Annotated in this window: 20 protein-coding genes; 18 read left to right on the top strand and 2 right to left on the bottom strand. The window is 56.1% G+C overall.

Going from position 1 to position 23,481, the window contains the following annotated elements:
- Positions 1 to 49 precede the first annotated feature (49 nt).
- The 5 genes from uxuA to foxA all read left to right on the top strand — a co-directional run bounded on the left by uxuA (position 50) and on the right by foxA (position 7,076).
- On the top strand, positions 50 to 1,234 hold the full coding sequence (uxuA, locus tag ACE3MN_RS21425) for a mannonate dehydratase (protein WP_102650401.1): 1,185 nt from the start codon (positions 50 to 52) through the stop codon (positions 1,232 to 1,234).
- 76 nt (positions 1,235 to 1,310) lie between these two features.
- Entirely contained in the window at positions 1,311 to 2,786 is a 1,476-nt protein-coding gene (locus ACE3MN_RS21430; RefSeq protein WP_049130810.1) for a fructuronate reductase, read from the top strand.
- 136 nt (positions 2,787 to 2,922) lie between these two features.
- The gene (gene uxuR / locus ACE3MN_RS21435) at positions 2,923 to 3,699 is read left to right on the top strand and encodes a Uxu operon transcriptional regulator (RefSeq protein ID WP_024359123.1); all 777 of its coding nucleotides are present in this window, start codon (positions 2,923 to 2,925) and stop codon (positions 3,697 to 3,699) included.
- Between the two features lie 154 nt (positions 3,700 to 3,853).
- Positions 3,854 to 4,846, top strand: a complete 993-nt coding sequence (locus ACE3MN_RS21440; RefSeq protein ID WP_049085651.1) for an AraC family transcriptional regulator — start codon at positions 3,854 to 3,856, stop codon at positions 4,844 to 4,846.
- Positions 4,847 to 4,967: 121 nt separating this feature from the next.
- Positions 4,968 to 7,076: a ferrioxamine B receptor FoxA gene (gene foxA / locus ACE3MN_RS21445; protein WP_102650400.1), complete on the top strand. Its 2,109-nt coding sequence runs from the start codon at positions 4,968 to 4,970 to the stop codon at positions 7,074 to 7,076.
- Between the two features lie 40 nt (positions 7,077 to 7,116).
- Here foxA and ACE3MN_RS21450 read toward each other — a convergent pair whose 3' ends face one another.
- Positions 7,117 to 7,368, bottom strand: a complete 252-nt coding sequence (locus ACE3MN_RS21450) for a zinc ribbon domain-containing protein (protein WP_004133790.1) — start codon at positions 7,366 to 7,368, stop codon at positions 7,117 to 7,119.
- Positions 7,369 to 7,620: 252 nt separating this feature from the next.
- Here ACE3MN_RS21450 and gabD point away from each other — a divergent pair, with 252 nt between their 5' ends.
- The 13 genes from gabD to ACE3MN_RS21515 all read left to right on the top strand — a co-directional run bounded on the left by gabD (position 7,621) and on the right by ACE3MN_RS21515 (position 22,967).
- Positions 7,621 to 9,069, top strand: coding sequence for an NADP-dependent succinate-semialdehyde dehydrogenase (gabD, locus tag ACE3MN_RS21455; protein ID WP_049088527.1), 1,449 nt, complete (start codon positions 7,621 to 7,623; stop codon positions 9,067 to 9,069).
- 320 nt (positions 9,070 to 9,389) lie between these two features.
- A complete protein-coding gene (locus ACE3MN_RS21460) occupies positions 9,390 to 10,793 on the top strand; it encodes an undecaprenyl-phosphate glucose phosphotransferase (protein WP_004133794.1) in 1,404 nt (467 codons plus the stop codon).
- Positions 10,783 to 12,069: an outer membrane beta-barrel protein gene (locus ACE3MN_RS21465; RefSeq protein WP_004133795.1), complete on the top strand. Its 1,287-nt coding sequence runs from the start codon at positions 10,783 to 10,785 to the stop codon at positions 12,067 to 12,069. The genes ACE3MN_RS21460 and ACE3MN_RS21465 overlap by 11 nt, the downstream gene beginning before the upstream one ends.
- Complete coding sequence (locus tag ACE3MN_RS21470; protein WP_024359125.1) at positions 12,066 to 12,620, top strand: polysaccharide biosynthesis/export family protein; 555 nt, start codon at positions 12,066 to 12,068, stop codon at positions 12,618 to 12,620. Before ACE3MN_RS21465 ends, ACE3MN_RS21470 begins: the two co-directional genes overlap by 4 nt.
- 1 nt (position 12,621) lies before the next feature.
- Complete coding sequence (locus tag ACE3MN_RS21475) at positions 12,622 to 14,709, top strand: exopolysaccharide transport family protein (protein ID WP_102650399.1); 2,088 nt, start codon at positions 12,622 to 12,624, stop codon at positions 14,707 to 14,709.
- Positions 14,710 to 14,714: 5 nt separating this feature from the next.
- Positions 14,715 to 15,932 (top strand): capsular biosynthesis protein, encoded by a 1,218-nt coding sequence (locus tag ACE3MN_RS21480; protein ID WP_024359126.1) that lies wholly within the window; start codon positions 14,715 to 14,717, stop codon positions 15,930 to 15,932.
- Positions 15,923 to 17,305 carry a hypothetical protein gene (locus ACE3MN_RS21485; RefSeq protein ID WP_004133807.1) on the top strand — a complete coding sequence of 461 codons (1,383 nt, stop codon included), beginning with the start codon at positions 15,923 to 15,925 and terminating at the stop codon, positions 17,303 to 17,305. Before ACE3MN_RS21480 ends, ACE3MN_RS21485 begins: the two co-directional genes overlap by 10 nt.
- Positions 17,298 to 18,323, top strand: coding sequence for a glycosyltransferase family 2 protein (locus ACE3MN_RS21490; RefSeq protein ID WP_004133808.1), 1,026 nt, complete (start codon positions 17,298 to 17,300; stop codon positions 18,321 to 18,323). The genes ACE3MN_RS21485 and ACE3MN_RS21490 overlap by 8 nt, the downstream gene beginning before the upstream one ends.
- On the top strand, positions 18,304 to 19,518 hold the full coding sequence (locus ACE3MN_RS21495; protein WP_004133809.1) for a glycosyltransferase family 4 protein: 1,215 nt from the start codon (positions 18,304 to 18,306) through the stop codon (positions 19,516 to 19,518). The genes ACE3MN_RS21490 and ACE3MN_RS21495 overlap by 20 nt, the downstream gene beginning before the upstream one ends.
- Positions 19,515 to 20,630 (top strand): glycosyltransferase family 4 protein, encoded by a 1,116-nt coding sequence (locus ACE3MN_RS21500; RefSeq protein ID WP_004133810.1) that lies wholly within the window; start codon positions 19,515 to 19,517, stop codon positions 20,628 to 20,630. Before ACE3MN_RS21495 ends, ACE3MN_RS21500 begins: the two co-directional genes overlap by 4 nt.
- Entirely contained in the window at positions 20,627 to 21,037 is a 411-nt protein-coding gene (locus ACE3MN_RS21505) for a hypothetical protein (RefSeq protein WP_004133811.1), read from the top strand. Before ACE3MN_RS21500 ends, ACE3MN_RS21505 begins: the two co-directional genes overlap by 4 nt.
- Before the next feature lie 2 nt (positions 21,038 to 21,039).
- Positions 21,040 to 22,458 (top strand): DUF4832 domain-containing protein, encoded by a 1,419-nt coding sequence (locus ACE3MN_RS21510; RefSeq protein ID WP_102650398.1) that lies wholly within the window; start codon positions 21,040 to 21,042, stop codon positions 22,456 to 22,458.
- 2 nt (positions 22,459 to 22,460) lie between these two features.
- On the top strand, positions 22,461 to 22,967 hold the full coding sequence (locus ACE3MN_RS21515) for a serine acetyltransferase (protein WP_004133814.1): 507 nt from the start codon (positions 22,461 to 22,463) through the stop codon (positions 22,965 to 22,967).
- A 76-nt stretch (positions 22,968 to 23,043) separates the two neighbouring features.
- Here ACE3MN_RS21515 and crl read toward each other — a convergent pair whose 3' ends face one another.
- On the bottom strand, positions 23,044 to 23,442 hold the full coding sequence (crl, locus tag ACE3MN_RS21520) for a sigma factor-binding protein Crl (protein ID WP_004133815.1): 399 nt from the start codon (positions 23,440 to 23,442) through the stop codon (positions 23,044 to 23,046).
- Between the last annotated feature and the right edge of the window lie 39 nt (positions 23,443 to 23,481).

Raw genomic sequence — 23,481 nt, forward strand, 5'->3', positions numbered from 1 at the left:
CCATCAAAGCAGCGGCCTGAAGCAGGTCAACAACGTGAAGAGGTTAAGCATGGAACAGACATGGCGCTGGTATGGCCCTAACGATCCGGTCACTTTAGCTGACGTCCGTCAGGCGGGCGCGACCGGAGTGGTTACCGCCCTGCACCATATCCCGAACGGCGAAGTGTGGACGGTTGACGAGATCCTCAAGCGTAAAGCCATCGTGGAAGAAGCCGGCCTGGTATGGTCGGTGGTCGAAAGCGTACCGATTCACGAAGAGATCAAAACTCATACCGGCAACTACGCGCAGTGGATCGCTAACTATCAGCAGAGCCTGCGCAATCTGGCCCAGTGCGGTATTCGCACCGTGTGCTACAACTTTATGCCGGTCCTCGACTGGACCCGTACCGACCTTGAGTACGTCCTGCCGGATGGCTCCAAAGCCCTGCGCTTCGATCAGATTGAATTCGCCGCCTTTGAGCTGCATATCCTCAAGCGTCCGGGCGCGGAAGCGGACTACACCGCCGAAGAGGTCGCCCAGGCGAATCAGCGTTTCGCCGCCATGAGCGATGAAGATAAAGCGCGCCTGACCCGCAACATTATCGCCGGTCTGCCGGGCGCGGAAGAGGGTTATACCCTCGACCAGTTCCGCCAGCATCTTGCGACCTATAAAGATATCGATAAAGCCGCCCTGCGCGAGAATTTCGCTGCCTTCCTGAAAGCGATTATTCCCGTCGCCGAAGAGGCTGGCGTGCGTATGGCGGTGCACCCGGACGATCCGCCGCGCCCGATTCTCGGCCTGCCGCGCATCGTCTCGACCATTGAAGATATGCAGTGGATGGTCAACACGGTGAACAGCATGGCGAACGGCTTTACCATGTGCACCGGCTCCTACGGGGTCCGCGCCGACAACGATCTGGTTGATATGATTAAGCAGTTTGGCCCGCGCATTTACTTCACCCACCTGCGATCTACGCTGCGCGAAGAGAACCCGAAAACCTTCCACGAAGCCGCGCATCTGCACGGCGACGTGGACATGTACGAAGTAGTGAAAGCGATTGTCGAAGAAGAGCACCGCCGTAAAGCGGAAGGCAAAGAGGATCTTATTCCGATGCGTCCTGACCACGGCCACCAGATGCTCGACGACCTGAAAAAGAAAACCAACCCCGGCTATTCCGCGATTGGCCGCCTGAAAGGGCTGGCTGAGGTCCGCGGCGTCGAGCTGGCGATTCAGCGCGCTTTTTTTAGCCGCTAATTCCTGACTGGCGGGGCCGACAGCGCCCCGCCTTTATCCCTTCGGTCGCCCGTTGCGGCCCACCCTGGAGTTTGCTATGACTGCCACCCTTGCCGACAGCAACCTGCCGGTTACACGCCCTGCGTGGGATCGTTCTCGCCTGGAATCCCGCATCGTTCACCTGGGCTGCGGCGCGTTTCACCGCGCGCATCAGGCGCTTTACACCCATCATCTGCTGGAAACCAGCGATAGCGACTGGGGCATCTGCGAAGTCAACCTGATGCCGGGCAACGACCGCGTCCTGATTGAGAATCTGAAAAATCAGCAGCTGCTTTATACCGTGGCGGAGAAGGGCGCTGACAGCACCGAGCTGAAAATCATCGGTTCAATGAAAGAGGCGCTGCATCCGGAAATCGACGGCTGCGAGGGCATACTGCGCGCCATGACGCGCCCGCACACGGCCATCGTCTCTCTGACGGTAACGGAAAAGGGCTACTGCACCGATGCGGCCAGCGGTCAGCTCGATCTGAATAATCCGCTGATTCAACACGACCTCGCTAACCCGGCGACGCCGAAATCCGCCATAGGCTATATCGTCGAAGCGCTGCGCCTGCGCCGCGAAGAGGGGCTAAACGCCTTTACGGTGATGTCCTGCGATAACGTTCGCGAGAATGGCCACGTGGCGAAAGTGGCGGTGCTTGGCCTGGCCCAGGCGCGCGACCCGCAGCTGGCGGCGTGGATTGAAGCCCATGCTACCTTCCCGTGCACCATGGTTGATCGCATCGTGCCCGCGGCGACGCCCGAAACCCTGCAGGAGATTGCCGACCAGCTTGGCGTCTACGATCCGTGCGCCATCGCCTGCGAACCGTTCCGCCAGTGGGTGATTGAAGATAGCTTCGTCAACGGCCGCCCGGCGTGGGACAAAGTCGGCGCGCAGTTTGTTGAAGACGTGGTGCCGTTTGAAATGATGAAGCTGCGAATGCTCAACGGCAGCCACTCTTTCCTCGCGTATCTGGGCTATCTCGGCGGCTATGAAACCATCGCCGATACCATGACCAACCCGGCCTACCGCAAAGCGGCTTTGGCCCTGATGATGCAGGAGCAGGCGCCGACGCTGTCGATGCCGGAAGGTACCGATCTACAGGCTTACGCCACGCTGCTGATCGCCCGATTCAGCAACCCGTCCCTGCGTCATCGCACCTGGCAGATCGCCATGGACGGTAGCCAGAAGCTGCCGCAGCGTCTGCTGGATCCCATCCGTCTGCATTTGCAAAATGGCAGCGACTGGCGTCACCTGGCGCTCGGCGTGGCGGGCTGGATGCGCTACACCCTGGGGATCGATGAACAGGGGCAACCGATTGATGTCGTCGACCCGCTACAGGCGGAATTCCAACAGATCAACCAGCGTTATCAGGAAGCGGAACGCGTCCCGGCGCTGCTGGCCATAAGCGGAATTTTTGCCCACGATCTGCCGGACAATAGCGAATTTGTCAATGCGGTAACCCAGGCGTACCAACAGCTGTGCAAACGCGGCGCCCGCGAGTCCGTTGCGGCAGTCAGGGCCAGCCTGTAATCACCCTCCTGTTACGGGTCAACTGAAGCATAATTTGGTTGACCCGTTTTGAGTATCCCCAGCCGAGAGAGATGCTAACCCTCCAGCCAAATGCTATAGTCAGCCACCGGGCTATCGCATCTCACAACATAACATCATGAAATCACAAATTTCTCAGCACAGACCCTATCAGGAAGTCGGCGCGTTGATCCGCGACCTGATCGTCAAGACGCCCTATCGCCCCGGCGATCGCTTACCGCCGGAGCGCGAGATCGCCGAGATGCTGGACGTCACCCGTACCGTGGTTCGTGAAGCGCTGATCATGCTGGAAATTAAAGGGCTGGTCGAAGTGCGCCGCGGCGCCGGGATCTACGTGCTCGATAACGCCGCCGGAGAAGGCGCGGCGGAGAGCGCGGACATGAACCACTGCAATGATGCCGGTCCGTTTGAACTGCTGCAGGCCCGCCAGCTGCTGGAAAGCAATATCGCCGAGTTTGCCGCCCTGCAGGCGACCCGGGAAGATATCATCAAAATGCGCCAGGCCTTACAGCTTGAAGAGCGCGAGCTGGCCAGCAGCGCGCCGGGCGGCTCCGAAAGCGGCGATATGCAGTTTCACCTCGCCATCGCCGAAGCGACCCATAACAGTATGCTGGTAGAGCTGTTCCGCCAGTCATGGCAGTGGCGGGAGAATAATCCCATGTGGATCCAGCTGCACCGCCATCTCGGCGATACCCACTACCGCCAGGAGTGGCTGGTGGATCATAAACGGATCCTCGCCGCCTTAATCAAAAAAGACGCCCGGGCGGCCAAGCTCGCCATGTGGCAGCATCTGGAAAACGTTAAACGGCGCCTGCTGGAGTTCTCCAACGTCGACGATATTTACTTCGACGGCTACCTGTTTGACTCCTGGCCGCTGGACAACGCGGACGCCTGACCCCTTCTGCAAACGCGCGGACATCGCCCGTCCGCGCGCCCCTTGCCGCTGCGCCGCAATCATTGATAATGATTCTCATTTTATTGTCGCTCTGCCCGCGCAATGGTAAAGTTACCCTATCTGATGACGCCCCCTTTCCGGTGCCGACAACCGCATGAACAAGACAACGACGCACAACGAACCCGCCCGCCAGGCGCCGAGAAAAACTTTCTCCGTCAGCGAGTTTATGGCGTTTGGTGAACGATACGGTATCGACTACCGCTTCCCGCTGCTGCGGCAAACGCCAGCCCCCTCGCACGCCAGCCCGGTGCTGCGGGGAGAAGTGGAAGAGATGACGCTGCCCTGCGGTATGTGCGTCACCCATTCTGATGTTCAGGTGTTGCAGCCCTATGAGACCACCTCCCGCCACAGCAGCCCGCTCTATATGCTGGTGGTGCTGGAAGGCTGTGTCGCCCTGACCCTCAACGGGGAGCAGCACCTCGTCCGTTCCGGGATGGCGTTCACTTCGCGTCTTAGCGAACAACAGACGATGCGCGCCCGCCACGATGCCGACAGCCGGCTACGTACGCTCTCCCTCGGACTCTACCCGGACGGCGCGTGGCGCGACGGCCTGCTCGATTCATTGATGCGCGAATGGGAAAGATGCCAGACGCCAACGCTTATCTGGCAGATACCGGGGTTTCTGCTGAGCGGGCTGCAGTACGCACAGCAGAGTTCGCCTGGCCGCGTTTCCCGCCAGCTGATGCTGGAGGGGCTGATTCTTCAGCTGTTCGGTCACGGGCTGAGCGTATGCCAGGACGAAAGCGCGAAGCACGTCGCCCCGGCGGGCGGCGAGCGGCAGCGGCTGGAGAGGGTTCGCCGCCTGCTGGAGCAGTCGCCGGAAAATGACTATAGCCTCAATGAGCTGGCCCAGCGGGCGGCGATGAGCTCCAGCAGCTTGCGCAGCAAGTTTCGCCAGACATACGGCTGCTCGGTCTTCGACTACCTGCGCGACTGCCGCCTGGCGCGGGCAAGAGGCTATCTGCTTGAAGGATATAGCGTACAGCAAGCGGCCTGGATGTCGGGCTATCAGCACGCCACCAACTTCTCTACCGCCTTTCGTCGGCGCTACGGCATCTCGCCCTGCGATGTGCAAAAGGTGGGCTAATCCATTTTTCCCTTTTTTGCGAAAAATAGTTAGCGGCTTTGGCAGCGCGCATACGTATCCTGGCATTGCGCATAGCTATAGAGAGCATCAAAAAGGTAATAATTCTTATTAACAATTAGAAATGCCTTTGGAGATGTTCATGTTTGCGAAAACTCGCCTGGCGCTACTGGTGGGATGGGTGACCGGCGGCGTCGCTTTCCCCCTGCTGGCCCAGGAAACAACTAAAAACGAAACCATCGTGGTCACTTCGCAGATGCAGAGCGGCGCGACCAAAATTGCCACGCCGGATATTGAGACGCCGCAGTCGGTGTCCATTATCACCCGCGAGCAGTTTGAAGAACAGGGCGCGATCAGCGTCCGCCAGGCCGTGAGCTATACCCCCGGGGTTTACAGCAACCAGATTGGCGCCTCCAACCGCTTTGACTATATCGTCCTGCGCGGCTTCTCCGACGGCAGCCTGGATAACGTCTATCTCGACGGCCTGAAAATGATGGGCGATACCAACTCGCACAGCTCGCTGGTGGTCGATCCGTGGTTCCTCGAAAATATCGAAGTGGTGCGCGGCCCGGCCTCGGTGCTGTACGGCCGCTCTTCGCCCGGCGGCATCGTCGCCCTCACCTCGCGTAAACCCTCATTCGATCCCGGCGGTGAAATCAAGCTGTTTGCCGGGAATAACAACCAGCGCGGGGCGGCGTTCGACGTCACCGGGGCGCTGGACGACGACGATCGCGTGGCGGCGCGCTTAAGCGGCATGACCCGCTATGCGGACTCGCAGTTTGATACCTTAAAAGAGCAGCGCTACGCGATCATGCCCAGCCTGACCTGGCGCATCACCGACCAGACGCGACTTGATTTAATGGCCTATCTACATCGCGATCCGGAGGGCGGCAGCCACTCGGGCCTCCCCTATGAAGGCACCGTGGTGCCGCACAACGGCAAGAAAATCGCGAATACCTTCTTCGAAGGCGAAGATGATTACGACAAGTACGATCGCCGCGAAAATATGGTCGGCTACAACTTCGAGCATATGTTTGATAACGGCTGGTCGGTGCGGCAGAAGCTGCGCTACCTGCATACCAAAGTTGAGCTGAATCAGGTGTATGCCGCGGGCTGGCTGAACGAAAGCGAGCTGAACCGCGGCTATTCCGGCTCGGACGAAAAGATGAACGCCATCACCCTTGATAACCAGCTCGACGGCAGCGTCGATACCTGGGCCGTCAACCATCGCCTGCTGATGGGGATCGACTATCAGGACCGCAGCAACGACACCACCGGCTACTATGGCGCATTCCCGGCTATCGACGCCTTTAATCCGGTCTACGGCGCGAAGCCGGATTACATCACCATGTACAGCCGCGAGAAGCACAAGCTGCGCCAGACCGGCTACTATCTGCAAGATCAGATGTCCTGGGAGCGCTGGCGCTTCACCCTCGGCGGGCGCTACGACCAGGTCAGCGTGTCGAATATCGATAAGCTCAATCAAACGCGCAGCGATCTGGATAAGAACAACTTCAGCACCCGCGCCGCGCTGTTGTATCTGTTCGACAACGGGTTTGCCCCGTACATCAGCTACTCTACCGCCTTTACGCCCACCAGCTTCGCCGATGAAAACGGCAACGTGCTCGATCCGATGAAAGGCAAGCAGTGGGAGGCCGGGCTGAAGTATGAGCCGGAAGGAATGAACAGCCAGTTCAGCGCCTCGGTATTCCGCATCAATCAGACCAATATCGCCACCAAAGAAGAACCGACCGATCCGTATCGTTCGATCGGCGAAATTGAGTCGAAAGGGGTGGAGCTGGAGGCGATCAGCCAGCTAACGGACAGCTTCCGCCTGCAGGCCGCCTATACCTATACCGACATTCGCTATAAGAAAAGCAGCCCGGAAGAGCAAGGCAAGCGCGCCGTCTACGCGCCGCGCAATCAGGCCAGCGCCTGGCTGAGCTACGATGTGAAAAGCGGCCCGCTGGATGGCCTGACGCTCGGTTCCGGCGTGCGCTACGTCAACGGCATTACCAGCGATCGCCTGAATACGCACACTCTGCCGTCCTATACGCTGGTGGATATGGCGATTGGCTATGACCTGTCGAAGGTGGGAATTAAAGGCCTCAGCGCCCAGCTGAACGTCAATAACCTGACCGACAAGAGCTACATTGCCGCCTGTAACTCGCTCTCCTACTGCTACTTTGGCGCGGAGCGCAGCATCGTCGGCAGCGTCTCCTGGAAGTTCTGATAACGTTAAAAAGCCCGGAGTTTTGGCTCCGGGCCGCCGGTTAATCTTCCGCTTTATGGGCCCACGCGGGCATGGCCGTTAAATAACGCATCGCCCGCTTGCGTGATTCCACGGGCCCGACCTTCTGCCAGGAATCGAGGTACTCGGCCAGGCCGGAAACGGCATCCTCCCAGGACTTAAGCTTCCCCTCGCTATCGCAGCACCAGGCGCAATAATCGTCGCTTGCGCTTTTCGCACCTTCGGCGGACATCGGCATTCCACAGGCCTGACAAAACCTTTCTTGCTGTGACATAGAGCGCTCCTTTCTTGCCAGTTGAGCATAAAAAATACCGCATTTTTTGCACAATAACGTACCGCCAGTTCAAATAACCGTAAATTAATGATGGTTATTGCGGCCGAAAAACGCCCGGCGCCCGGCTTCCTCAACGCGTTCGACTACACTAAACAGGGACAAATGTTTGACGCCGCTGGGTCTGCCGGGAGTATCAGTCCCCGCCGAGCCGGACGCATTCACTGCTAAAACAGATTAAGACAGGACGCAATCATGCAACTTAACGACCCTACCCTTTTTCGCCAGCAGGCAATGATTAATGGACGCTGGCGCGACGCCAGCGGCAAAGAGACTCTCGCGGTGACCAACCCCGCCAACGGCCAGCCGCTGGGCAACGTACCCAAAATGGGCGCCGGGGAAACCCGTGAAGCTATCGATGCCGCCGCCCGCGCGCTGCCCGCATGGCGCGCCCTTACCGCCAAAGAACGCTCCAGTATCCTGCGCCGCTGGTTTGAGCTGATGATGGAACATCAGGACGATTTGGCGCGCCTGATGACGCTGGAACAGGGGAAACCGCTGGCGGAAGCAAAAGGCGAAATTAGCTACGCCGCCTCCTTTATCGAGTGGTTTGCCGAAGAGGGCAAACGCATCTACGGCGACACCATTCCCGGCCATCAGGCCGATAAGCGGCTGCTGGTGATTAAGCAACCGATAGGCGTGACCGCCGCGATCACCCCGTGGAATTTCCCCTCGGCGATGATCACCCGCAAGGCGGGCCCGGCGCTGGCCGCAGGCTGCACGATGGTGCTCAAGCCCGCCAGCCAGACGCCGTTTTCCGCGCTGGCGCTGGCGGAGCTCGCCAACCGCGCCGGGATCCCCGAAGGGGTATTTAACGTCGTTACCGGTTCGGCCAGCGAGGTCGGCGGTGAGCTCACCGGCAACCCGTTAGTGCGCAAACTCTCCTTTACCGGCTCGACGGAAATTGGCCGCCAGCTGATGGAGCAGTGCGCGAAAGATATCAAGAAAGTCTCGCTGGAGCTGGGCGGCAATGCGCCGTTTATCGTTTTTGACGACGCCGATCTCGATAAAGCCGTCGAAGGCGCGTTGGCCTCCAAGTTTCGCAACGCCGGACAGACCTGCGTCTGCGCCAATCGCCTGTACGTCCAGGATAGCGTTTACGATCGCTTCGCCGAAAAGCTTCAGCAGGCGGTCAGTAAGCTGCAAATTGGCGATGGCCTGCAGCCGAACGTCACTATCGGGCCGCTGATTGACGAGAAAGCGATCGCTAAAGTGCAGGAGCATATCGCCGATGCGCTGGGCAAAGGCGCGCGGGTAGTAACCGGCGGGAAAGTCCATGAGCTGGGCGGTAATTTCTTTCAGCCAACGATTCTGGTGGACGTCCCCGGCGATGCGAAAGTGGCGAAAGAAGAGACCTTTGGCCCCCTCGCCCCGCTATTCCGCTTTAAAGATGAGGCAGATGTTATCGCTCAGGCCAACGACACCGAGTTCGGCCTCGCGGCCTATTTCTACGCCCGCGATCTGGGCCGCGTTTTTCGCGTCGGCGAGGCGCTGGAGTACGGCATTATCGGGATTAACACCGGCCTTATCTCCACCGAGGTCGCCCCCTTCGGCGGGGTTAAATCTTCCGGCCTGGGTCGGGAAGGGTCGAAGTATGGGATAGAGGATTACCTGGAAATCAAATACATGTGTATTGGGATTTAGCCGATGAACGCGCCAGCTCCCGCTGGCGCGGATGATTTCACCCGCGATCGCGGATCGGCCGGAACATGAAGCCCGCACAGCCGCCAGTTTGCCACCCGAGCCTCTGTTACTCTTAAATCCGGATCATCATTCATTATGCTTAATGGCAATGATAAAAAGTTATCGATTATCAGTCATGGACAGGTTCGACATAAGATTAATCGTAGGCTACAATAATCAACGCCAATCTAAAGCTTAATTTTTCAATAGATTCATAGACATAAATTCAGCTTTAAAGAAGGACAGGACATCATTTTATTGACTATAAAACGAGCAAAAAGATGACGGATAGTACCATTAAGATTTACAATGCCCGCTATAGCAAGCTGATGAAGCTAATGGATTTTTTTGCCGTCAACCTGTTTATTTTCGCTTATTTAAAATACTTTTTCGTCGAACCCTCAACGGCCTCTCTGTTCCTGGGAATAATATATTCACTTATTTTTATCCGGGCTAATGAACACTTTCAGTTATATTCCGGTCAGTTCAAGGGACAATATTTAAAAAAATTAACCAAGCTGTTCTTCAGCGTCTGTATTAGCGGACTGTTGTCATTTTTATTATTCGTAAGCGCCGAACTATTGCTGAACAATCACGCCAGCACAAACGCGGTGCGGTTGGCTGAAATAATTGTGCTGTGTTCGATGGCCATATTTATTAGCATGTTTCTTATTCGCGTTATCTCCAGCCGCTATTTTTTCAAATCCAGACTCAAGGTGGCTATTTTAGGCATAACGCCGGCCGGACTGGCCATCGAGCAGGCGCTGTTTAAGGAGTATACCCACGACGGGATAGACATTACCTTCTTTGAGGACCGCGCCGTTCAGCGCGACAGTCGCCTGCTCAGCATTGAGAAAAAAGGCAACTCAAGAGACCTGCTGGCGCTGGCGAAAGCCGGAGAAATCGATGAAGTCTATATTGCCCTGCCGATGGTCGCCCAGCAGCGTATCCGCCAGTTCCTGAACGAATTTTCCGACACCACCGTGGACGTATTCCTGGTGCCGGACCTCTTTTCCTACAGCTCACATATTTCTCAGCTGCGGATGTTCGGCAATATTCAGACCATCAGCATTTTTACGTCGCCATTTGAAGGCGAAGGCGCGGTGCTCAAGCGTATCGAAGATATCGTGCTTGGCGCTTTTTTTACCCTGGTCAGCCTGCCGGTGATGCTGGCGGTAGCGATCGGCATTAAGCTGACTTCGCCGGGCCCTGTTCTGTTTAAACAAAACCGTTACGGCCTGAACGGTAAACAGATCCCCGTCTGGAAGTTCAGAACCATGCGCGTAATGGAGAACAGCGCGGTAGTGACCCAGGCGACGCGTAACGATCCGCGCATTACCCGCTTTGGCGCTTTTTTACGCAAAACCTCGCTCGATGAACTGCCGCAGTTTTTTAACGTGCTGCAGGGAACCATGTCGATAGTGGGTCCACGCCCTCACGCAGTGGCCCACAATGAGCAATATCGTCTGTTGGTGGAAAATTACATGATCCGCCATAAAGTGAAGCCCGGCATTACCGGCCTGGCGCAAATTCACGGCTTTCGCGGCGAAACCGACACGATTGATAAAATGGAAAAACGTATTCAGTACGATCTGGAATATATTCAGTCGTGGTCGCTGCTGCTGGATATCAAAATCGTTTTTTTAACGTTTTTCCGCGGATTTGTGGGGAAAAATGCGTTCTGAACTCACTTTCCTCGCGGGTCTACTGGCGGTTCCTTACGCATGGGCGGACCTGCAGGCTAAACCACATACCGGTGTGGCTGGCATCGATTTCGAGAGCCAGGTGGGTTATGACGTCGGTTACAATGACAACGTGACCTGGCAACGCTACGGCGGCAATGAAATCGGCTCCGCTTATCAAGGCGTGAAGCCGATTTTCAAAGCCATCGGCGAGCGCTACGAAGACCGCTATTTACTGATGTACTCCGGCGATTACCGCCGCTACGCCAGCGATAGCGCAGATAACCGCGACAACCATTTTTTTATGTTTAACGGCAAGTGGCGCTTCGGCAGCATGCACGGGCTGTCGTTGGATCTCGATGAAACGTTCGGTCATGAAGAGCGCGGCCGCGATACCACCGAGGGGTTTCTCCCCGAGCAGTTTACAGAGTTTGGCATTAATCAGCCTATCGCCACGCGCTTCTTTAACAGCGAACTGCGCTATAGCTACGGCGCCCCGGAAGGGCGCGGCAAAGCAGAAGTCGCGCTCATGCACAAGCAGCTGCGCTTTCGCAATCTCGACAGCATCGAGGACGCCAGCGCCGACTTTCATTACTACATGCACGATCAGGAGTGGCATGAAAACAGCCTGGTCGCCGAGCTGTTTGATCAAAAAGCCAAAACGCTGCGCTATCGCTATAGTTTTATCACTAACCAGCGTCGCTATGAGCTCAACCCGTTAAAAGACAGTAATGAATACTATCTATTGGTCGGCATGAAAAACCGCCTTTCCGGCAAGACCGAGATCCACGGCAACGTTGCCTGGCTGTATAAAGATTTCATCCATAACCCCGACTCACAGGGATTCAACGGCCTGAACTGGGATATTAACGCCGACTGGAAACCGCTCGAACAGATAAAGCTCAACTTACACAGTTCGCAGCGTATTAAAGATCCCACCGACTCCGGCGGCTATATTCTGGTATCAAATTTCGGTGTGGGGTATGAGCACCACTGGCTGGTCGACAGATTCTCCACTCTGGTTGATTACTCTTATATTACAGAGGATTACAAGCACCAGACCAACGGACGCAAAGATCAATCAAATCTCGTGTCGCTCACCTTCAACTACGACTACCGTCCATCCGTTAATTTTCAGCTGAAGCTGCAATGGAACACGATGCATTCTAATAAAGAAAAAGATGCCTTTTATATTGGCCCGGACTATGACCATGAGGTCGAGCGCACGCTGGGCTATAACGACTCGGCCATTATTTTTATGACGCAGGTACAAATATGATCCTTACCTATGGAAAACGGGCGATTATTCCTCTTCTGGCGCTATGGCTGGCGGGCTGTTCGGCTCCCCAGCAGACGATCCGAACGCCGCCGGACGCCGTTTATCATCTGGATCAGGGCGATGAGATCAATATCGCGGTTTCCGGCGAGCAGGATCTCACTATGCGCGTAAAAATCGATAATAGCGGCAGCGTTGATTATCCTTATATAGGCTCGCTGATGCTGAAAGGAAAAACGCCGGAACAGGTCGGCAACGAAATTGCCGATAAGCTGCGCGGTAGCTATCTACAGGCGCCAATGGTGACCGTGAGCATTGCCGAATACCGGAAGATTTATCTGTTAGGCGAAGTCAAAAAACCGGACGGCTACGCATGGGAACCCGGCTTAACGGCGGAAAAAGCCATTGCGCTGGCCGGCGGGTTTACCGATCGCGCCGATCGCCACGACATCCGCATTCGCCAGTTTCGCGGCGGTAAACTGCTGGAAAACGTCGCCGCCGACTCCGCCGTACAGGCTGGGGATACCATTATCATTGGCATGAGTTTCTTCTGATATGGCAATTTCATTGGTTGAAAATGGAAAGAAGAAAGAAGGCTTTATCGACTTCACGCCTTATTTCAACAAAATTAAGCACAAGCTCATCTGGTGCCTGGTGGTGGTCGTGGTGGCGGCAGCGGCGTCATGGATCCTGACGCGCTTTATGTCATCCAGCTATACCGCAACCGCGACGGTGCTGTTTAAAGCGCAGCCGCAGGACGTCACTCCCCTGCCGCGGCTGGAAAACTACGATTCCACCCGCAGCGATTACTATGAAACCAAATATGCGCTGATGGGCTCACGCGTGGTGCTTGAGGCTGCAGTGAAGGCGATGAAGTTGGAACAAGACCCCGAGTTTAACGGCGGGGATAATCTTGATCTGGCCACGCGCGTCAATAACGCGGTTCGCGCACTGCAAAAAAACCTGACCATCTCCGGCGTGCGCACCACGCAGCTGGTTTCGGTTTCCATGGAAGCGAAATCGCCGCAAAAAGCCGCCGATATCGCCAACGGCGTGGCGCAGGCGTTTATCGATTACAGCCTGGCGCAGAAGCAAAAAACCTTGCTTCAGGCGCAGGGCTGGAACGAAAAAATGATGGACGATCTGCGCGCTAAGCTCGATCGCCAGAAAGCCGATATCGATGATTTTCTTAAACAGAACGGCCTGCTGACCTTCCGCAGCATGGATGGCTACGAGACCGAGCGGCTGGGCATCGTGATTAACCATCTTGCCGACGCCACCCAGCGCCGTCTGAAAGCGCAAACGGTATGGGATAAAGTGCGCCGTCAGCAGGGGAAACCGCCGGAAGCGATCATCTCGCTGCCGGAAATTTCCGGCCATCCGCAGATTCAGGATTTGCGCATCGCGCTAATCCAGACCCGGCGTAACCTGTCGGAAGCGGCGAAACACTACGGTCCTAAGCATCCGAAATATCTTCAGGCCCAGGCCCAGCTACAGGTCGTCAACGGGCAGATAGGCCAGGTGTTGGGCGAACTGCTTAACGGCTTACGCCAGCAGTATCAGATTACGCTGGACGATGAGCAGCACTACCAGAAGATGCTCGACGACCAGAAAGCCGATTTCCAGGCGCTGGGGGCCAAGCGCGACAAATACAACACCATGATGACCGCGCTGAACAAAACCGAGGAGCTGTATAAATCGCTGTATCAGCGGGCGAATGAGCAGAAGCTTTCCGAAACTTTTTCGGTTCCTGACGAAGCGATCTACGATGCCGCCGTGCCGCCAAATCAGCCCTCTAAACCGCAGCGCGGTCTGCTTATCGTGATGGCGACCCTGATGGCGCTGGCGCTGTATATCATGTACCTGATTGTCAGCACCGCGCTCGACAAAACGGTGAACAGCATCAGCGAACTCAAAGCCAAAACGGGCCTTGATGCCAGCGGGGAGTTTCCGCTGCTGCCTCAGGCGAACAGCGCGCAGCTGACGTTCCAGAATCTGCTGTACGCCGATATGATCCACAGCCTGCGCCTGGCGCTGCTCGGCCAGACTGAGTCACGCGGTACGATACTGGTGACCTCGGCGCAGACCCATGCCGGCAGCAGCCTGATAGCTGAACTGTTGGCGTGGTCGGCCAGTAAGTCAGGCAAAACCTTGCTCATCGACCTGGATTATCTGGCCAACGCAGGGCTCTCCGCGCGCTATCCGCAGCATAAAACAGGGTTCAGCGCGCGTCTGGAAGACCGCTGCGCCACGCCGCAGGCGGTCGTTTCTCTGGCCGACAATCTTGATTTTATGCCGCGCGGCGAACTGAACGACTCGACGCTGCTGCTGTTAACCTCGCAACGGCTCCCGGCCCTGCTGACCACGCTGCGGCAGACCTACGATTCGCTCATTCTTAATGCGCCATCGCTCGGCCTCGCTCAGGACGGCCTGCTGCTGGCCCCGCACGTCGATATCTCCCTGCTGGTGGTGAAAGCCAGCGAGCAAGCGTCCCGCGTCCGCGACGCGCAAAGCCGTCTGCACGCCGCTGCGCCAACGCCTGTCGCCATCATGCTTAACCAGGTGAAAGAAGAGAACCTGGAGACTCAGGAAGGCAAACGCCTGCCGGAGCGCGGCATGGGTGAACTGATCTCACCGAAGTAGCGATCATGAATTTAATTAAGAGTATTTCATCCATCGCCAGCTCCTCGGTCCTCTCGCAGGCGATCGGCGCATTTTCCGTGTGGCTGATTTCCCATCGCTACGGCATGGCGGAAGTCGGGCACTACGCGATGATCTACAGCAACGTGCTGATTGGCGCGCAGGTTTGCACTTTTGCGTCGCAGCTGCTGATCCCGCGCCAGGAGGAGCATGAACTGGGGCAGAACGTGGTGTTTTGCCTGCTGCAAAGCCTGCTCCTGGCGCTGCCGTGGGCGGTCATCACCGGACTGATATTCCATCTCAATATCGCGTTTCTCTATCTGCTGACCTTCGGCTATGCGCTGGTTTTGATCGCCGAGAACCTCTCGCTGCGCGGCGGCAACTATCCGTTTCTCACCTTTCAGCGCATCGCCGTGTCGCTGGTGGTGGCGATAGCCCTGCTGACGATGCCGAACGCCACCCTGTTCTATATTGCCTGGATGGTGGGCATTTTGCTGCTGCTCAGCCTGTGCCTGCTGCGTTTATTTCACTTCAGCACCCTGACGCCGGCGCATTTTTCTCCGCGCGCCAACGGCCTTTTCGCGCGCCAGCACTGGCAGCATCTCAGCCGCGTCGGCAGCGCGGAAGTGCTGGCGATGGCCAGCAACAATCTGCCGACGATGCTGATTAACGTCTGGTTTTCACCGCTGGTCGCGGGTTATTTCTCGGTGGTGAGCCGCTTCTGCTTATCGCCGGTGATGATTGTCGGTAACGCGGTGCGCAATTCCATCTTTTCAAAATGGTCGATGGATTTTCGCAACAACACCTTTAACTATGCGGAATACAAAAAAATTCGCCTGCTGCTGTTGGCCGCGGCGCTGATCTGTATCCTTGGGATCTGGATTTTCTATCCGCTGGTTATGCGCCTGGGCTTCAGCCAGGAGTGGCTCAATTCGATCCCGACCTCACGCTATATGCTGCCTTATCTGTTCGCCGCCCTGGCCGTCAGTCCGCTGACCGTTATCGAGCTTATCTTTGGTTCTAAACGCTATTTTTTACGCATTCAGATAGAGCAGTTGCTGATCATTATCGTCGCTTTTATCGCGCTGCCTGAATTGGGCCAGAGCTATGAAATTGCCCTGCTGACCTTCTCTGTTCTTACCAGCATTCGCTATCTGTTCATTCTGTTGAAAATGAATAAGCGGGCGCTGCAGCTCTCCCGGCAGGAGCAGAAAATATGCAGCTAAACACCGGTCGCTATCTGGAAGCATTCGCGCTGACGACCATCGTCTTCTGCGGCACGGTGCAGTATTTCACCGGCGTTGTCGCCGTACTATGGCTTCCGTTTTTCATGGTGCTGGTAATGGTGGTTCTGCTGATGATGCAAAGCCGGCAGCAGCCTCTCGCGCTCAGCGCCCGCGAGAAGGTGGTGCTGGCGCTGTATCTGACTTTTATTATCCTTAGCCTCTGCGCCACCGTTTTACAATCCGGCATCGTCACCGCCATCGTCGGTTTTAAAAACGAACTGGCCCTGTCGCTGGTGATGTTTTGCATGCTGCTTGGTATGTTTCGCGAGTCGCAGCTGCATCGCCTGACTCAGCTTTTTTACTGGCTGTTCTACGTCCAGTTCCCGCTGGCTATCTATCAGGTGCTGGTAGTGGTGCCAAAACGCGTCGCCCTGCGCGGTGAGGATGAAAAGTGGGATTCGGTAGTCGGCACGTTTGGCGGCGACCCGATGGGCGGCGGCAATACCGCGGCCATGGGGATGTTCTGCCTGCTGATTATGCTGCTGAAGGTGTCCGAATTTAAGCACGGTATCTGTTCATTCAAATCGATGGCGGCGCATATCGTGCTGGCCTTTTTCCTCTGCGTGGTAGGCGAGGTAAAATTCGTGATTCTGCTGTCGCCGTTCTTACTGGCGCTGCTGTGGATCATGCCCGCTTACGTCAGCGGCATCAGCAAAGTCACCCTGCGCTCGTTGATGATAATCGCCGCCGGAATGGTGGTGTTAATTTTTGCCGCTATCACCATTCTCGCCTCCAACTACTCGTCGGCCTTTGGCGGGGATCCGACCAAAAGCGCGCTCTCGGTATTTATCGATTCCCTCGGTTATATTTTTGATACTAACTACATTATGGAAAGCGGCGAGCTTGGCCGGTTTACCACTATTTTCTTCTGGCTTAAGCATAACGAACTTTTTGGCCCCGGCGGAATGCTATTTGGCTACGGTCTGAACGCGACCAACAGCGGCAGTACCGTCTCCCCAGGCTATATTGGCGCCTGGTATCATCTGATACTCGATTCCACCGCGCTAAGCATGATGCTGTGGGAAGTCGGTATTATCGGCGTGATCTTATTTATCGCCATGATTGCTTCTATTCTTATCGGCATGCGGCCCAAAGAGACCTTTTCCCGCTACGATCTAAAGCGTGAAGATTTACAGCTGCTCAGCTCCGCGCCTGCATTTTACGTCTTTGCCATCGGCTGTTTACTCAGCCTTCCCTACAGTCAGATCCTGATGATCATTCCCATGCTACAGTTTTTATTATGGCTGGCCCTCGGGGCGCTCATTGTCATTCATCGTTCCGTCCGTCTGAACTCCGGTACCCAATATGAATAAAACGCCATCAATTACCGTCAGCATTAAAACCCTCAACGAAGCGCAGGGGATTGAAAAAACGATCGACAGCGTCCGCAAGCAATTGCAGCCTTACCCGCATCAAATTATCGTCGCCGATAGCCTCTCCACCGACAACACCCGGGAGCTGGCCATCGCCAAAGACGCGATGGTGGTCTGCCTTGATAATGCGAAAGATCGCTGCTGCGGCGTGGGCCACCAGCTGGGCTGGTTATTCAGCGAAGGGGACTATCTGCTGCTGCTGGACGGCGATATGGAGCTGGAGCCGGGTTTTCTCGACACCGCCGTCGCCTTTCTCGAAGAACATCCCGAATACGCTGGCGTGGCGGGCAGCGTCGAGATGGATGATGCCGCTAACTATGAATTTAAATCGCGCAAGCAGCGCCTGCATCTTATTTATCCGCAGGGTGATACCGACCATCTTGGCGGCGGCGGACTCTATCGCCGCTCGGCAATCGAGAAAATTGGCTATCTGACTAACCTTAATCTCCACGGCTATGAAGAAGCCGAATTGGGGATCCGCTTGCAGGCCGCGGGCTATAAACTCCACCGCCTCGCTGCGCCCTATTTTAGCCATGCTTCCTATACCATGCCGACGTTTAGAATGTTGACCTATCGCTGGAAGAACGGTTTTTTATGGGCGCCCGGTGAGCTATTACGCAACTGCTGGGGGAAAAACCATTTTCCTGCCGCGCTTAAGATTGTTCGCAACGAACTGATATTCACGCTGTATATCCTGGTATTGATTATTTGCCTGCTGTCGTTAAATCCCGGTTTGATTATTATCGCCCTGCTTCCGCTGCTGGCGTTTATCGCCCTGAAGGCGATTAAAAATAAGTCGCTGCGGGACGGCGTACAGAGCGTTATCAACTTATCGTTATTTTCCGCAGGTATGGTGCGAGGCCTCATGAACTCCGTTCGCGATCCGATGAAACAACCCGCCGTGACCGTCTCCAACCCAAAACATATCCAGACAGAACATGAAAATATTATTCGTTAACAAATTCTTTTTTATTAAGGGCGGAGCGGAAACCGTATTTTTCCAGGAGCGAGACGCTATGCTGCAAGCGGGCTATCAGGTTGTCGACTTCAGCATGCAGCATGCAGAAAATAAACCCTCGCCCTGGGAAAGCTTCTTCGTACACAACGTGGACTACCATCAAAACCACGGGCTGACGGGCAAGCTCAAAGCGGGTATCGACTTTATCTACAACGCGGAGGCCTGCAGCAAGCTCAATACGCTGCTGCTGGCGCAGCGCCCGGATATTGTGCACTTTCATAATATTTACCATCAGCTGACGCCGGCGCTGATCGGCGTCGCCAAACGCTTTGGCTGCAAAACCGTGCTGACCGCGCACGATTATAAAATCGTCTGCCCATCGTACACCATGCTGCGCGATGGCCACGTTTGCGATGACTGTCTTACTGGTTCGGTGAGCAACGCCTTCCGCCATCGTTGCCAGCAGGGCGACACCTTTAAAAGCCTGCTGCTGTCGCTTGAGGCCTACTGGCAAAAGTTCGCGCAAAATTACGCCATGCTCGATTGCATCATCGCTCCCAGCGAATTTATGCGTCAGACGCTGCTGCGTAAATTACCCCGGTCACGGATCGAGACGATCGTCAACGGTATTGATGCCAGCGCCACGATCCCGGGCGATACGGCGGGCGATTATTTCCTCTATATCGGCCGCTTGAGCCGTGAGAAAGGCGTCGCTACCCTGGCGCTGGCGCAGCAAAAAATGCAGCAGCCCATGCCGCTGAAAATCGTCGGCGATGGCCCTCTCGGCAACGACCTGCGCGCCCGCTTTAGCGGTCCGGAATTTCTCGGCTATATGCGCCACGGAGAAGCGCTCAACGCGTTGATTCGCGGCGCGCGGGCGGTGATCGTCCCTTCCGAATATTATGAAAACTGCTCGATGTCGGTACTGGAGGCGATGGCGTTCGGTCGCCCCGTCGTCGGCGGCAATATCGGCGGCATTCCGGAGCAAATCCGCGATGGCATTGATGGCTATCTGGTGGAACCCGGGGATGCCGACGCGCTGGCGCGCATCATGGATGGCCTGGCCGCCAATCCGCAGCAGGCGCGGGAAATGGGCATCAACGCGCGCCAGCGTTTAGAAGAGAAATACGATCTCGCCCGGCATATGCAGGTTCTGCAGGAACTCTATCAGCAGCTTGTGGGGGAAGCGAAATGAAGCTCAAAGTGACGGTGCTTGGCACCCGCGGTATTCCGAATGTCCAGGGCGGCGTTGAGACCCATTGCCAGAATCTCTATCCGGAAATCTATCAACAGAATCACGCCGATATCTGCGTCATTGCCCGCTCACCGTACGTTGACTACCGCCGCAGCGAATATAAAGGCGTGCGGTTAAAAAGCCTGTGGGCGCCTAAAAGCCGCAAGTTCGAAGCCATTATTCACTCAACGCTGGCAGCCTTCAGCACCCTGTTTGACGGCTCAAATGTGGTTCACGTTCATGCGGTCGGCCCTGGCCTGGTGGTCCCTCTGCTGCGCCTGCTCGGCAAGCGCGTCGTTTTTACCCACCACGGCCCGGACTACGATCGCCAGAAGTGGGGCAAAATGGCGAAAGAGATGCTGCGTCTTGGTGAGAAATGGGCGGTGAAATATGCCAATGAAGTTATTGTTATCTCGGAAGTGATTAATACGCTGATTAAAACCAAACACGGCCGTACCAACGCTAACGTGATCTATAACGGCGTGCGCCAACCGCCGCTTCCCGCCGAAGAGACGCGACAGGCCACGCTGAATCAGTATTCGCTGAAAGCCGGGCAATACATTGTCGCCGTCGCCCGTTTTGTCGAAGAAAAAGGGCTGCACGATCTGCTTGCCGCCTACAAAGCCTCGAACTGTTCGCTGCCGCTGGTGCTGATTGGCGATGCCGATCATCCGGATGAGTATAGCGAGCGGCTGAAGAAACAGGCGGCCGCTACCCCGGGAGCGATCATGACCGGTTTTATTAGCGGCGATCCGCTGCATACCTTGTTCTCACAGGCCGGGCTTTTTGTTCTTCCGTCTTACCACGAAGGGCTGCCCATTGCCCTGCTGGAGGCCATGTCCTGGTCCTTACCGGTTATCGTCAGCGATATCCCCGCCAACCTGGAGATCGGCCTGCCTGCGGAGGTTTATTTTCCGACGGGCAATGTCGCCGCGCTAGCGCAAAAGCTCCAGTCCTGGCGCGGCGAGGAGACCGTGGATTACAGCCAGTTAATGCCCAAATACCGCTGGCCGGACATTGCAGCGAAAACGGCTCAGGTCTACCAGCGATTAACGAACAAGAGTCAACCGTGACAAAATCAACATCCGACCTGGTCATTGAGCGCTTTTATTCCGCGCTTGATGCGGAAACAGAAAGTTCATTAACGCCGGAGCAAAAACGCGGTATCGAACAGGCGCTGGTGAGATCGAGCCTGGCGTCGCGCCATCGTATCGACTTTCGCCATAGCTTTCCGTTTCTGCATCGTCGATATTTTGTAGTCTTTTTATGCGGTCGCGATCTGCGCAAAATCCCGCGGGAAAGTACGCTGCTCGGGCGTCTATTTTCCACCCTTGCGATTACGTTTGCCGTGCTGTTCGCCATTCTTGCCGTGCTGCTGGCGCTCTATATGCTGAAATCCGCGCTGGGAATCGATGTGTTTAAGAACTTTCACGTCGGTATCTGGACATGGTTTGTGAACCTCCACGATAAAGTGAATTAACGATGAGCTCTTTTTCGCCGCGCCGCGCCGCGCTCTGTTTGGCGCTCCTGCTGGCCGGAATCATTCCGTCTGCGGCGGTACTGGCTGAACGCACGGTTATCACCCCGCCGGCCTTCACCGGTCTGTTAACGAACCCAGGGATCGGCGTGGCCAGTTTCCACGATGGTTATGGCCAGAAGCCCTCTCTGCAAGAGTATCCGGACACCGGGTTTGAATACGATCGCTTTTACTGGAGCGATCTGGAGCCTGAAGAAGGCGTCTATAATTTTGCGCCGATCGATCATGCCTTCAGCGTCGCCGCTCAGCATCAGCCGGCGATGAACGTCGGATTGCGTATTATGGCGCTCGATGAACCGCAATCGGGCTCGAAAATCCCCGCCTGGCTTATCAAAAAAGGCATTCAGGGACAATGGGTCGAAAATGGCAAAACCTTTGTCCCGGATCTCAGCGATCCGACTTTTATCGCCTATGCGCAAAAGCTGCTTAACGCCCTCGGCGCGCGTTATGACGGTAATCCGGAGTTGGCGTTTGTCGATATCGGCATGGTGGGTTCGTGGGGTGAATGGCATAACTCCAATTTCCCTGACGTCGCGCCGTTGATGGAAAAGTACACTCCGCAACAGCTCAATCGCTACGTTGATATGCATTTCAGCAGTTTCCCTAAAACGCCCAAAATCATGTTGATCAGCGGCGGCGACTCGCTGGCCTGGGCCAGCCAAAAAGGCGCCGGATGGCGCGCGGACTGCTGGGGAGACTGGCATAACTTTTCCCCGGAGTGGAGCCATATGCGCGATGACTATCCTCAACGCCTGGCCGCCGCGCAGGCGGCGTGGGGCGGGTTTAATGACGGCTGGCAGCACGCCCCCGTGAGCCTCGAGATTTGCGGCTATATGGCGGAATGGGAAAGCGTGCAGCATTACACTCGCGAAGAGGTCCAGGCAAGCTTCGACTGGGCATTAGCGCAGCACGCCAGTACCCTGAATCTGAAATCGCGACCGGTGCCGGCAGCGTATCGCGATATCGTTGATAATGCGTTATTGCGCATCGGCTATCGCTACCGGGTGAGCCAGCTGGAATTTGATACGCCCGTACGTAGCGGCATGCCGCTTACGCTGAATGTCACCTGGCGTAACGACGGCGTCGCCCCGGCCTATCTCCCCTGGCTTGTACAATGGCGGATAGTCAATGCGGCGGGCGATACCGTTACGCAAATCAAAACGGCGGATGACGTTCGCCAGTGGCTGCCCGGAGCTCATCAAAGCCGCGCTACGCTAGCGCTGCCTGCCGGGCTGCCTGACGGTCAATACCGCCTGCAGGCGGCCCTGGCCAATCATCAGGGGCAACCGCGTATTCAACTCGCTAACGAAGGTCAAACCGGTGACGGATGGTATTCACTGGCTTCGTTTAACCTTAAGGAATAATCATGTTTGAGGCTATCAGACAGGTCGGCCAGGAGATCAAATCCTGCGGCGGCATAAAAGCGAAAATCGCGGTTCTGCTCTATCGTCTGGCGACGCTCTATCGCAGCCGTAATCCTCTGTGGAAGATCTGCGGGATCCCCTTCGTTATTCTCAATATCGTGATTAACGAGTGTTTATTTTGCATTGAGCTGCCGTGGCGAGCGCGCATTGGCTATGGGCTGAAGCTGTATCATCCGCACTGCATTGTGATTAACCGGGGAACGATCATCGGGCAAAATTGCACTTTGCGCCAGGGCGTCACTATTGGCAGCGTGACCGATAGTCAGGGCCGGGAAAGCGCTAGCCCGCGAATTGGCGATAACGTGGAATTTGGCGCCCACGCCGTGGTGATTGGCGCGGTCACGCTAGGCGACAATGTCAAAGTCGGCGCGGGCACGGTGGTAACCAAAGATCTGGCCGCCGGCATGATTGCCGTCGGTCAGCCATACCGGGTATTAAACGGCGATTAGCGTAGGTTTGCCTGGGGACAAAACCCACGCTGATAGAAACGCGGGTTTTAACGCGGGATAGCAAAATAACCGGAACTTAGGCCCTCAGCTTAACCGGTTCGCTGAAATCATCGGCGGGCTCCAGCTTAAGGCTGAAGGTCGCCAGTAACGCTTCGGCTCGTTGGTGAAAATCGCGTAGCGTCTTTTCGAGCTTTTCCGTGACTTCAGGATCGTCAATCGCGACCGGACGCCAGTCGCCTTCTTTATCGAACAATCCAAACTGATAGCTATAGGTGAAGCGCGAAGCCTGCGCTTCCATCTCCATCCACCATCCCCAGAACTCGCGTTTTTCAGGCGCTGGTTTTACGTTGACGCAAACTGCCAGGCAATCGAAAAAGAAGCGGTTGTCTTCACATTGCTCCTCACGGATGTAAGGGCCAAGCGCCGTGAATTTCTTAATCAGCTTACTCTTCAGGTGTCCACTCGGTAACGTCATTGCGATCTCCTTTAGTGATGCTATGACGTTACCAAATCA

The organism is Klebsiella grimontii (assembly GCF_042137965.1).
Lineage (GTDB): Bacteria > Pseudomonadota > Gammaproteobacteria > Enterobacterales > Enterobacteriaceae > Klebsiella > Klebsiella grimontii.

Excerpts from the sequence above, each read along its gene's own strand:
- uxuA (WP_102650401.1), top strand. The coding sequence starts at position 50 with ATGGAACAGACATGGCGCTGGTATGGCCCTAACGATCCGGTCACTTTA.
- ACE3MN_RS21430 (WP_049130810.1), top strand. The coding sequence starts at position 1,311 with ATGACTGCCACCCTTGCCGACAGCAACCTGCCGGTTACACGCCCTGCG.
- uxuR (WP_024359123.1), top strand. The coding sequence starts at position 2,923 with ATGAAATCACAAATTTCTCAGCACAGACCCTATCAGGAAGTCGGCGCG.
- ACE3MN_RS21440 (WP_049085651.1), top strand. The coding sequence starts at position 3,854 with ATGAACAAGACAACGACGCACAACGAACCCGCCCGCCAGGCGCCGAGA.
- foxA (WP_102650400.1), top strand. The coding sequence starts at position 4,968 with ATGCCTTTGGAGATGTTCATGTTTGCGAAAACTCGCCTGGCGCTACTG.
- ACE3MN_RS21450 (WP_004133790.1), bottom strand. The coding sequence starts at position 7,368 with ATGTCACAGCAAGAAAGGTTTTGTCAGGCCTGTGGAATGCCGATGTCC.
- gabD (WP_049088527.1), top strand. The coding sequence starts at position 7,621 with ATGCAACTTAACGACCCTACCCTTTTTCGCCAGCAGGCAATGATTAAT.
- ACE3MN_RS21460 (WP_004133794.1), top strand. The coding sequence starts at position 9,390 with ATGACGGATAGTACCATTAAGATTTACAATGCCCGCTATAGCAAGCTG.
- ACE3MN_RS21465 (WP_004133795.1), top strand. The coding sequence starts at position 10,783 with ATGCGTTCTGAACTCACTTTCCTCGCGGGTCTACTGGCGGTTCCTTAC.
- ACE3MN_RS21470 (WP_024359125.1), top strand. The coding sequence starts at position 12,066 with ATGATCCTTACCTATGGAAAACGGGCGATTATTCCTCTTCTGGCGCTA.
- ACE3MN_RS21475 (WP_102650399.1), top strand. The coding sequence starts at position 12,622 with ATGGCAATTTCATTGGTTGAAAATGGAAAGAAGAAAGAAGGCTTTATC.
- ACE3MN_RS21480 (WP_024359126.1), top strand. The coding sequence starts at position 14,715 with ATGAATTTAATTAAGAGTATTTCATCCATCGCCAGCTCCTCGGTCCTC.
- ACE3MN_RS21485 (WP_004133807.1), top strand. The coding sequence starts at position 15,923 with ATGCAGCTAAACACCGGTCGCTATCTGGAAGCATTCGCGCTGACGACC.
- ACE3MN_RS21490 (WP_004133808.1), top strand. The coding sequence starts at position 17,298 with ATGAATAAAACGCCATCAATTACCGTCAGCATTAAAACCCTCAACGAA.
- ACE3MN_RS21495 (WP_004133809.1), top strand. The coding sequence starts at position 18,304 with ATGAAAATATTATTCGTTAACAAATTCTTTTTTATTAAGGGCGGAGCG.
- ACE3MN_RS21500 (WP_004133810.1), top strand. The coding sequence starts at position 19,515 with ATGAAGCTCAAAGTGACGGTGCTTGGCACCCGCGGTATTCCGAATGTC.
- ACE3MN_RS21510 (WP_102650398.1), top strand. The coding sequence starts at position 21,040 with ATGAGCTCTTTTTCGCCGCGCCGCGCCGCGCTCTGTTTGGCGCTCCTG.
- ACE3MN_RS21515 (WP_004133814.1), top strand. The coding sequence starts at position 22,461 with ATGTTTGAGGCTATCAGACAGGTCGGCCAGGAGATCAAATCCTGCGGC.
- crl (WP_004133815.1), bottom strand. The coding sequence starts at position 23,442 with ATGACGTTACCGAGTGGACACCTGAAGAGTAAGCTGATTAAGAAATTC.